This window comes from Parasutterella muris (genome assembly GCF_943193095.1).
Taxonomy (GTDB): domain Bacteria; phylum Pseudomonadota; class Gammaproteobacteria; order Burkholderiales; family Burkholderiaceae_F; genus Parasutterella; species Parasutterella muris.
In genome coordinates this window covers 1-9,619 of the sequence record NZ_CALPCV010000045.1, presented here as the reverse complement: position 1 = coordinate 9,619, position 9,619 = coordinate 1, and the positions used below count along the sequence as shown (strand labels likewise).

Here is a 9,619-nt window from a genome sequence, read left to right as displayed (position 1 = left end):
CGGGAGTAGCTCAGTTGGTAGAGCGCAACCTTGCCAAGGTTGAGGTCGCGAGTTCGAGACTCGTCTCCCGCTCCAATTTTTTGCGAGCCTAATGCTTGCTTTTTTTGTATCTACAGAATCCAATCCGCGGCCCGGAAGTCCTTCCGGGCTCAAGCCGAAGCCTCTCTCTTCGGCTCTGTCCTTTTCAAACGAATAAAAGTTAAGCGGCCTATGTAAGGCCGCCTGTGCATCGGTTTTGCGACTTACTTTTTCAAAAGTGAACCAAGAATACCTCTAAGCATCCGTTCACCGCTTTGGCGAACAACCTTCTCAAGTATTCCTTCTCTATGGCCTCCGCGGGGGCCGGTTGAGCCAAGAAGTATGTCTTTCATCTTACCGAGCAGGACATCGGTCACACCGTTTCCTTCTGCGCTGTCAGGAGCGCCGGTTCCGTTTGTCGGCGAGGCCGCCGTACTGCCCGTAGAAGCTGCCTGAGTTCCTCGATCCCTTAATATTTCAAACGCGCTTTCTCTATCAACAGCGTTCTCGTAGACCCCTTTCACAATGGATGTATCCATAAAAGCCTTTCGTTCTTCCGGCGTGATCGGTCCGATCTGGCTTCCCGGTGCATTTACCCAAACTCTCTGAGTAATTCCCGGTGTGCCGGAAGCATCCAAAAAGCTTATCAAAGCTTCTCCCACACCCAACTCCTGAATTGCCTGAGCAATGTTGATATTTGGATTAGGCCTCATTGTTTCCGCAACAGTTTTCACCGCTTTTTGATCTCTAGGTGTAAATGCGCGCAGCGCATGCTGAACACGGTTGCCCAACTGACCAAGGATCTTCTCGGGAATATCTGCAGGGCTCTGCGTCACAAAAAAGACGCCTACACCCTTAGAACGCACCAGGCGAACAACCTGTTCAACCTTATCGGTCAGCACCTGAGGCGCATCACTAAAGAGCATGTGCGCTTCGTCAAAGAAAAATACCAACTTCGGTTTATCCAGATCTCCGACCTCGGGCAGGTTTTCGTAAAGTTCGCTTAGGATCCACAAAAGGAATGTTGCATAAAGCTTCGGAGATTGCATCAGCTTATCTGCTGCCAGAATATTCACAACTCCTTTACCGTCCACTGTCTGCATTAAGTCGTGGATATCAAGCATCGGTTCGCCGAAGAACTTATCAGCGCCCTGCTTTTCAAGAGTCAGGAGGCCTCTTTGAATCGCTCCTATTGATGCGGCGGAGATATTGCCGTACTTGGTTTTGAACTGAGCCGCATTCTCCCCGACGAACTGAAGCATAGAGCGCAGATCTTTTAGGTCCAGCAGAAGGAGTCCGTTGTCGTCAGCAATCGCAAATACGGCGTTTAAAACGCCCTCCTGAGTATCGTTAAGTCCCAGCAGACGAGATAAGAGCAAGGGCCCCATATCGCTGATCGTCGCTCGCACCGGAAAGCCCTGCTCACCGAAGACATCCCAAAAGGTTACAGGGCAGGCGACCGGTACGGGTACATCCAAATGGCGCTTTTCCAGCCGCTGCCGCAGCTTATCCGAAATGACTGCCTCTCTGGCAATACCAGAAAGATCGCCTTTGATATCGGCAAGGAACACCGGAACGCCCTTCTTGGAGAATGCTTCAGCCAGCACCTGAAGAGAAACGGTTTTACCGGTACCTGTTGCGCCGGTGATGCAGCCGTGACGGTTTGACATGTTTGTCAGAAGAATTTCGTCCTTGAAGCCTTCGTCAGCACCTGTACGTCCAAATAAGATGTTGTTGTCCATAAATTCCTCCGTTTTCAAAATCATAGTCTGATTCCTCTCAGCAGGCGCTTGAAATGCTTAGATCGGTGAGAGATTTTTCAACGCACTCAGGGCGTACGCATGAAACTTTTATCCAATAATCCTGGTTAAAGCGTCGAGAGCGATACTGGGAGCATTGAATTGTGCCATGTATCGCTTAACACTCTTTGCTGTTTTACCCGTGTTGTTTTCTTCCTCTTTCTGCGCCTGCCTAATTACTCCTAGCGCCCATTTATGGAGAAGAGTGCGATTTTGTAGGTAATTTGCGTTCTTGCATTGAGTTCTGTCTTGAAAGAAATCTACATCTAAGACATAGTGCAAATCATTTTCAATACCCCAGTGACGCCGTACAGACCTCGCGCATTGTTCGGCAATGTGTGTATTGAACCAATTTAATGAACAGATGAAATACCTGTCTAAGGAACTAATTTGACCGGTTGTTTTGTCAACAATCTCCGTCGTAGCCTTGATTATGGTTCCTTCATCTAAGCCGATCCATTTCTTTAAATGATCTGCCTTTAGGGTATTACCCGGTGAAACCGAGATACGACGAGTCTCTATTCGGCCGTGTCCCAGTTCAATCTTCTCGATCTCTAAAGTCCGAGTTTCCAATCTATCGACAAAGCACAACTGGATATCGTAATAAAGAGTTTTTTGGTTCTGTTTAACGGCCAAGCAGTAATCGGCGCCTTGTTCAATCAGCTTTGCCGCAAATTTCTCTTGAGTATGAAGAGCATCGGCCGTGACAATGCTGCCTCTTAAATCTAATCCTTCAACCATGTCGGCGGCGTAGGTTATTTCGTTATGTTTTTCTCCGATTAGTTTTTGTCCAAGAGCTATTCCATTATCCGTATCGTAGAAAGTAAGAATGTACTTGCCGTTCTTTTGTGTCGAGTTTTTTGAGGCCCGAACTGCCTGCCCGTCAACCGCAACAACCCTAGAGGTAAATTTATGCAAGAGCGGCTTACCCAGTTTGCTATAGAAGCTTTGGAACTGATCCGGATCAATAAGCATTAGAAGGCGGCGAACCGTGTCATGAGAAATATCTTGTTTTGGGAAGTCTTCAAAGATTGACTCGAGGGCAGGACGGTTATTTTTCCAATAGTCTACGATTTGAACACAATTGGTCTGGCCGGAAAGTGAGCAAAGTAGAGCAGCCAAATAAACATAGGCAAGAGGGTACTGTACCTTGCCCTTCTGACGAAGGTCTGTTATTTCGGAATCAACAAGTTTACGGGGCTTTTCTACTACAGTTGTTTTTGTTTCCGCGGCCTCGCGTTTCAACGATTTGAGCTCTTGACTCATCAGGTAACTTTTCGCGTAGGTAAAAACTCCATCAACGACGGTACCTACTTGCACTCTTTTTTCTTTGGAACGTTTTGCTTCTTTGCTGTAGTAGTAAGAAGATTTGAAGACATAAAACCGTTTTTGTTTTTCATTCCAATTAACTCTGCATCCTTTGGGAATGAGCGCAAGGATCGAATCGTCAGCCTTCATCGATAACCCCCAGTCTTATTTAATAAACGTATATATTATACGTTTATATTTAAAAAAGTCAACAGATTTTTCCGACTTTTTAATGAGTTAGATAATTATTTTACGGTTTTTCAAACGCCCGCCCTGCGATGCACTTAAAAAAATTGAAGCCACTTGCAAAGATTATTTTTTTATGTATAATCCAAACCTCGTTGTTAAACGAACAGCGCGCCAGTAGCTCAGCTGGATAGAGTACCTGGCTACGAACCAGGTGGTCGTGGGTTCGACTCCTGCCTGGCGCGCCATTTCTCCCGAATATTATGTTCGGTGCAGAAAACAGATACCTCCCAAGGCAGATCATTGCGTTGCGAGGTTTTTTGTTATCTGAAACAGATTATCCCCTCAACAAATCGCTTGAGCTACAGCGTCTCTGACGTGAACTAATTGTCTGCGGAATTAACTGCAGCATCTTCGCCGTTGCAATTTACCGGAACATCAAAAATTTTTCTAATTTGCAATTGCGCAAAATTTCTTAGTCCCATCCCGCCGTTGTTCTTAAGGAAGGTCGATTTGCAAAGATTTCAATGCTTCTCTGAATTTATCCTGCATTAACCTGCGATCTCCTCCAATCGCTCGATATGCGAGAGCTACCCTCATAAATTCAGAGGTATCGTCTGGCAAGTACTTTAATACTGAGTCCGATCTCTCTGATTTTCTGGCTCTCGTCAGCCTCCTCTTCAGATTCATTACGAGGATTAAACTCAGGAATAAAACAAACACTTTTCCTTCTAACCCTCTTTCATCATTGAGCATGAACTGGTCGGAACATTTTTCATTGAGGTTATTAAAGTTTTTTCAATAACTTCCTGCTGAAGATCACTACTGTCCAAAATAAATTTTTTCGGAACGTCTAGATTCAAAGATGCCGAATCTTCGATAAATTTAAAGTTCCCAACAATAAAAAATCGAAGGATTCGGCATGCAAAGAGCAACCATATCCATGTTTGCGCATCTTGTCCAGTCAATGGGTTGCAAACTTGAATTTCAACATTTAGTCAACAAGCATCAGTCAGACAAGGCATCCAAAGGCTTCTCAAGCTGGAGTCAATTTATTGCAATGCTTTTTTGCCAACTGACGGGGGCAGACTCACTCAGGGAAATTTCTGACGGTCTTTTTTCGAGTCTAGGCAAACTTAATCATATCGGAGCAAAAGCAGCCTGCCGCTCTACTTTAAGCCACGCTAACCAGAATCGTCCTTACAAGCTTTACGAGGACTTCTATCACGTATTACTGGATTAATTCCGTCATGAAATCCAAGGGCGCCTTAGCGAACGTTTTACAAAGCCCGTTTATTCGCTGGATTCAACGACAATAAGCTTGTGTCTGCGTTTGTTTGAGTGGGCGCACCATCGCAGAAGAAAAGGCGGAATAAAGCTGCATACGCTTTTGAACAACGACCTATGTTTACCGGAGGTCATTGCTGAGACCCCGGCCAAAGTAAGCGACATTAAAGGTGCAAAGAGCATTCTGGAAAATATTCCAAAGGGATCCATCGTAGTGATGGATCGAGGCTACAACGATTACAGCCTGTTTAAAAGGCTCAGTGAAAAAGGCGTAACTTTTGTAACTCGCCTTAAAGATAATGCCGTACATACACCTTTGAGGAAAGGTCTTATACAAGAGGATCCTGATAAGAAATGGGGACTCTACGAGATGAGCTTTACCGGTACTCAAGCACGAAAGCATTGCGAAGATATGCGATTCAGAGTGGTCCAATGGTATGGCGAAAAAACCGATCGTTGGTTTGAGTTCCTCACCAACAGCAAGGAGTTAACTGCTCCCGAAGTTACCGACTTGTATAAGGACCGTTGGCAAATTGAAATGTTCTTTAAACGCATAAAACAGAATCTGGTCATTAAATCGTTCGTAGGAACAACAGAGAACGCAGTTATGACACAGATTTGGACAGCTGCCATTGCCATACTTCTGCTGGAGCTAATGAGGCGCCGTTCCAGGTATAACTGGACGTTTTGCAGATTAGCCAGATACTTCAAGTTAAACCTTATGACCTGTAAATCGCTAGAACATAGGCTTAACAAGCCAGATATACAGGAATGGGAGAGTCCTCCGGAATCGTCACAGGGCTGTCTATTTTCTTGGAGAGGGGGTTGATTTCACCATTTAGGCTCCGGCAGACGTAAACCCTGATAAATCCAGATGGCAAGTTTTAAAATCAAATTATTTTGGACAGCAGTGGCCGAAGATATAAGTCGAGGGCTTTACCATCTGAAACCTCCTTGTTAGAGGCTAGAACCTGCAGGCCGAAGGTAAGATCTTCTTCCTTCCATTTTTCCGGACTATAGCGCCATCCTTGCTTATCTTTTATAAAGAAGCGCTTGACCAAACCTTTATCAGAGTCTTTTAAGACGACTTTCTCCTCAAGCTTATCCTTTATCTCTCTTAGCCTTTTTAACAGTATTTCTTTTTCACAGGCAGCACGAAGCGGGTCCAAATAAACATGAAAATTAAGAGGACCGTTCTCTGGATTATGAGTTTCCTTATCCCTATGCGGCCAGAAAGTTTTTAACGTTTTTGCTTGTACTCCGTATTCCGCAAGAAACGTGTCAGGCCCGTCGGAAGAGAGCTGAGGCGCTAAGCTGTCTACTGCGCTCTCACAGATATTCTCATCGGTGTTAAAGCCGCATATAAAGCCTATATGCTGTTCATATAGACGATCAAGCTGTGAAGGCGATGTAAGAACACTGTCTATAACCAGGTCAATATGAGAAGTTCTCAAATCCGAAGCAGTCGAAAGCAATTGCGCAGCTGCCAGAGGATCATTCACATGATCTTCAAGAACTCGGTAGAAGACAGGTTCACCGGAATCATCTGAAACGATGCATGCCAACCAAATTAAGCAGAGACAATCCGAAGCGTCCGCCGCAGCCGCCTGAAGCTGCCAGACGATTCAGCTCTGTGTAGGACAGCACCGACTTAGTATGAAAACACCAATAAATTGACTCAGGCTTTGTGTGATGAAGACGACTTCTCAGAAAGGCGGTGAGCTCCGACTCAGAGATTGGCTCAAAGAACACTTGTAGACGCCGCCCAGCGGTCAATCGGTCTGACACACTAACCTGAGAATTGCCAAATTTAAACTCAAAGACTGACGACTGAGGATTCGAAGCCAAAAAGATCGAAAGAGAAAGAAGAAGAGCGGCTCTTTCCTTGCCGAATATCGCCTCAAGACCAGCTGCCAAATGATTTTGCTGAGCGATCTCATGCAGCACATAAGAATCTGCCGCACTGCAGCTGATATAGTCTTCGTTGTCAGCAGCAGAAGGTCCGCTTAGTACGGATTTCTGAAATACAGGCTGAGCTTCGCATACCTTGTCTTTGCTGAGCAGGACTTTTCTGCCGATGAGTTTCGCTTTGTACTGCTTTAGTTCCGGATATTCGGATAGAAACTTCCTTCCGAATTCAATGGAATTGTCCTCGAAAAGTCTGCCGACTGTTTTTGAAAAAGCTTTTCGCACTTATTATGGTTCCAATGATTCTTATAGAAAATTACGTAGTGAATTCCATGATTATTCTTGACAAATACCGGATGTATCTCTCCGGACCCAAGAAAATCTTGTTCCTGAATCTTAGAATCAATAGATATGAGATGCTCTGTGCTAGTCATGGAGTATTCTCCTCCGATGAAAACCTCCGGATAGTTACCTGAGTTTGGCAGATTCTAACTGACCTCTTGGTCGTCAACGGCCATGGGGTCTGTTTTTTTGCCTTTTTATTCATTATTCGCTTGTGGATATGTAGTAGGTATGTTATAATTAGATCATTATTGGAGGTGGTCTATGTTTGTTTCTACTTGCAAGGGTGGCGCCAAAGGACAGTACACTTATGTCCGGCTGATGGAGTCTTATCGAGACAAAGACGGGAAGGTAAAACACAAAGTTGTCCAAAATCTCGGGCGGCTTGATGTTCTTTCTCAGTCGAATCCAAACTATCTGGAAGATCTGAAGAAGAAATACCAAGATAGTTATGCAGAAAAGAGTCGTCTTCAGTCGCTCAATCGACTCGCACAAGCTCAGACTCTGCTGAACTTTGAAAACAGTGTTTCTGCGGGCGGTCCGCTTCCTCTTTTGCAGTACGGGCACTACGTTTTAAAAAAGCTCTGGGATGATCATCTGCATTTAGATCGGAAGTTCAAAGACATACAACAGCGACAAACAAAAGCAAAATTCGATTTGAACGCTGTTGTCTCTTATCTCTGTTTTTTAAAAATCCTTGATCCGCACTCTGTTTTTTACTCATTCGGCGACCAGGACGGATTTCTAGGTGCGCCTGTGCAGGGTATCGGTTTAGACAGTTACTACAATTCTTACGATTATTTGTTTGAGCACAAAGACTCGATCATGAGATTCTTTAACCGCTCAGTCAATAAACAGCTCGGAAAAACAAAGGCCACCTTGATTTTTTATGACGTTACCAACGTCTACTTTGAAACTGCGCTGAGTGACTTGGAGTGCGGCAGACAACAGATAGATTTCCAAGACCGGCTTCAGCAAGAACTGGAATTGGCCTATGAAAGCGGTGAATTGGATTCCTCGTGCTTTGACGATGAAGGAAGACTACGGCCTTGTCCGAAGGCTGATGACTTCATCAAGAAAATCCAGGAGCAAAAGATCGAATACCTGCGAATGAGAGGCCCCTCAAAAGAGCACCGCTTCGACCTGCCTTTAGCCTCCATCGCCTTGGTCATTAACGAAGAAGGAATACCGATTGACTTTTACGTCTACGCCGGAAACGCATCCGAATTTAAGACGATGAGTTCTTCGATTGAGTCTCTGAAACAAAAATACAACGTTAAAGAGAGCATCGTCGTTGCCGACCGAGGACTAAATTCTGCGGCAAATTTAAAGATGCTGCAGACAAATGATCTTGGATTTCTGATGGCGCAGAAAGTAAGTAATCTGGGTCAGAAGACAACAAAAGCGATGTTCGATCCCGAAGGATATGTCCCAATCATCAGACAAGGAGAGGAAATCGGACGCTTTAAAGTCATAAAAGACTGGGTTAAAAAAGGAAAGGTAAAAGAAGAAGATACTCACTGCACCTTGGTTCTGACCTTTGATAAAAAGAGACAGAAACGGGACTTAGCAGTGCTCGAAGTGTGGAAAGAGCTGGTACTAAAGAAACAGGCGCAAGGCATAAAAGTTAAACCTAAGAGCTCCGGGTGGGCCTGCATTGCAAAGACTTCGGAAAAAGTAGAGGCGAAAATCGAAGGAGTTGATGAAGAGGTCCTCGAAGCTAAACGCCGCCTTGCAGGATATGCAGCCCTCATCTACAAAAATGCTCCGAACTGTGTGGAGCAAAGCGCTTTACCGGATGGACACCTAGCCGCAGCCTACCACGAACTTAACCAGATCGAGAGCTGCTTCAGAGTTATGAAGTCTCACTTAGGTTTACGGCCTATGTACGTGAGAAACTCGAATCATATTAAAGGCCACATACTCATTTGTGTAATTGCGCTGGGCATTCTGAAACTACTGCAGTGGAAGCTGAAAGAAGCCGGAACTCCTCTGAGCATCTCGGAAATAGTCCGAGCACTAAACGCGGCGACGACCGTACCAATAAAAAGTGCTAATGAACTCATGTTCCTGCAGTGCTCGAGGCCACAGAATATTAGAAAGGGCTTAGAGCGGCTGACTCAGGAAGAACTTAAAGCTGAGCTATCAGGGCGCAGGCAGCAGCCAAGTCAGCTCGAAATACTCTTCAAAACGGTCGGACTCGTACCGCCGGCTCGCTTAGTCAATATCAAAGAAATGGGTCGTTGTTTAGGAGTAAGACTTACAGCGGAGGACTCGATACCGGAATTGCTCAAAGATATGCTCTAGCATACCTACAAGACAATAATTTTAAAAAGCTCTCAACTCCCTGATAATCAAAGGACTGAGAGCTTTTTTGTTTAATAAATTCTGCCAAACTCAGGGTTCCAATGATTCTTATAGAAAATTACGTAGTGAATTCCATGATTATTCTTGACAAATACCGGATGTATCTCTCCGGACCCAAGAAAATCTTGTTCCTGAATCTTAGAATCAATAGATATGAGATGCTCTGTGCTAGTCATGGAGTATTCTCCTCCGATGAAAACCTCCGGATAGTTATTCACGCTCAAAAAGGCCCCAACGACAGAGCGTATTGAAGAGAATCGACTGTTTGACTCGGGGTCATTAACAGAAAAACAATTTCGGAAGATTAAATTATTACCCCTCCACACAGACAAAATAAAACCTCTCACCGCGTTCGCAGCAAGAGGTTTTAAGAATGGAGAGCCCGGAGACTACCTACTTTCGCA

7 protein-coding genes and 1 tRNA gene are annotated in these 9,619 nt (G+C 44.8%); 4 read left to right on the top strand and 4 right to left on the bottom strand.

Annotated features, from left to right (window positions below; genetic code table 11):
- Positions 1-242 precede the first annotated feature (242 nt).
- Both NFR90_RS11175 and NFR90_RS11170 read right to left on the bottom strand, forming a co-directional pair.
- Positions 243-1,760: a helicase HerA-like domain-containing protein gene (locus NFR90_RS11175; RefSeq protein ID WP_251453090.1), complete on the bottom strand. Its 1,518-nt coding sequence runs from the start codon at positions 1,758-1,760 to the stop codon at positions 243-245.
- A gap of 108 nt (positions 1,761-1,868) precedes the next feature.
- Positions 1,869-3,275 carry an ISAs1 family transposase gene (locus tag NFR90_RS11170; RefSeq protein ID WP_251453088.1) on the bottom strand — a complete coding sequence of 469 codons (1,407 nt, stop codon included), beginning with the start codon at positions 3,273-3,275 and terminating at the stop codon, positions 1,869-1,871.
- A 207-nt stretch (positions 3,276-3,482) separates the two neighbouring features.
- On the opposite strand from NFR90_RS11170, the gene NFR90_RS11165 reads away from it, so the two are divergent.
- The 3 genes from NFR90_RS11165 to NFR90_RS11155 all read left to right on the top strand — a co-directional run bounded on the left by NFR90_RS11165 (position 3,483) and on the right by NFR90_RS11155 (position 5,427).
- Positions 3,483-3,559: transfer RNA gene (locus NFR90_RS11165), tRNA-Arg, on the top strand.
- Between the two features lie 674 nt (positions 3,560-4,233).
- Positions 4,234-4,554, top strand: a complete 321-nt coding sequence (locus NFR90_RS11160; protein WP_160334148.1) for a DUF4372 domain-containing protein — start codon at positions 4,234-4,236, stop codon at positions 4,552-4,554.
- A 12-nt stretch (positions 4,555-4,566) separates the two neighbouring features.
- Positions 4,567-5,427 carry an IS4 family transposase gene (locus NFR90_RS11155; RefSeq protein ID WP_277612819.1) on the top strand — a complete coding sequence of 287 codons (861 nt, stop codon included), beginning with the start codon at positions 4,567-4,569 and terminating at the stop codon, positions 5,425-5,427.
- A 61-nt stretch (positions 5,428-5,488) separates the two neighbouring features.
- Here NFR90_RS11155 and NFR90_RS11150 read toward each other — a convergent pair whose 3' ends face one another.
- A complete protein-coding gene (locus NFR90_RS11150) occupies positions 5,489-6,100 on the bottom strand; it encodes a hypothetical protein (RefSeq protein ID WP_251453086.1) in 612 nt (203 codons plus the stop codon).
- 40 nt (positions 6,101-6,140) lie between these two features.
- Complete coding sequence (locus tag NFR90_RS11145; protein ID WP_251453085.1) at positions 6,141-6,791, bottom strand: hypothetical protein; 651 nt, start codon at positions 6,789-6,791, stop codon at positions 6,141-6,143.
- Between the two features lie 321 nt (positions 6,792-7,112).
- Here NFR90_RS11145 and NFR90_RS11140 point away from each other — a divergent pair, with 321 nt between their 5' ends.
- Positions 7,113-9,155, top strand: a complete 2,043-nt coding sequence (locus tag NFR90_RS11140; protein WP_251453084.1) for an IS1634 family transposase — start codon at positions 7,113-7,115, stop codon at positions 9,153-9,155.
- Positions 9,156-9,619: the final 464 nt, after the last annotated feature.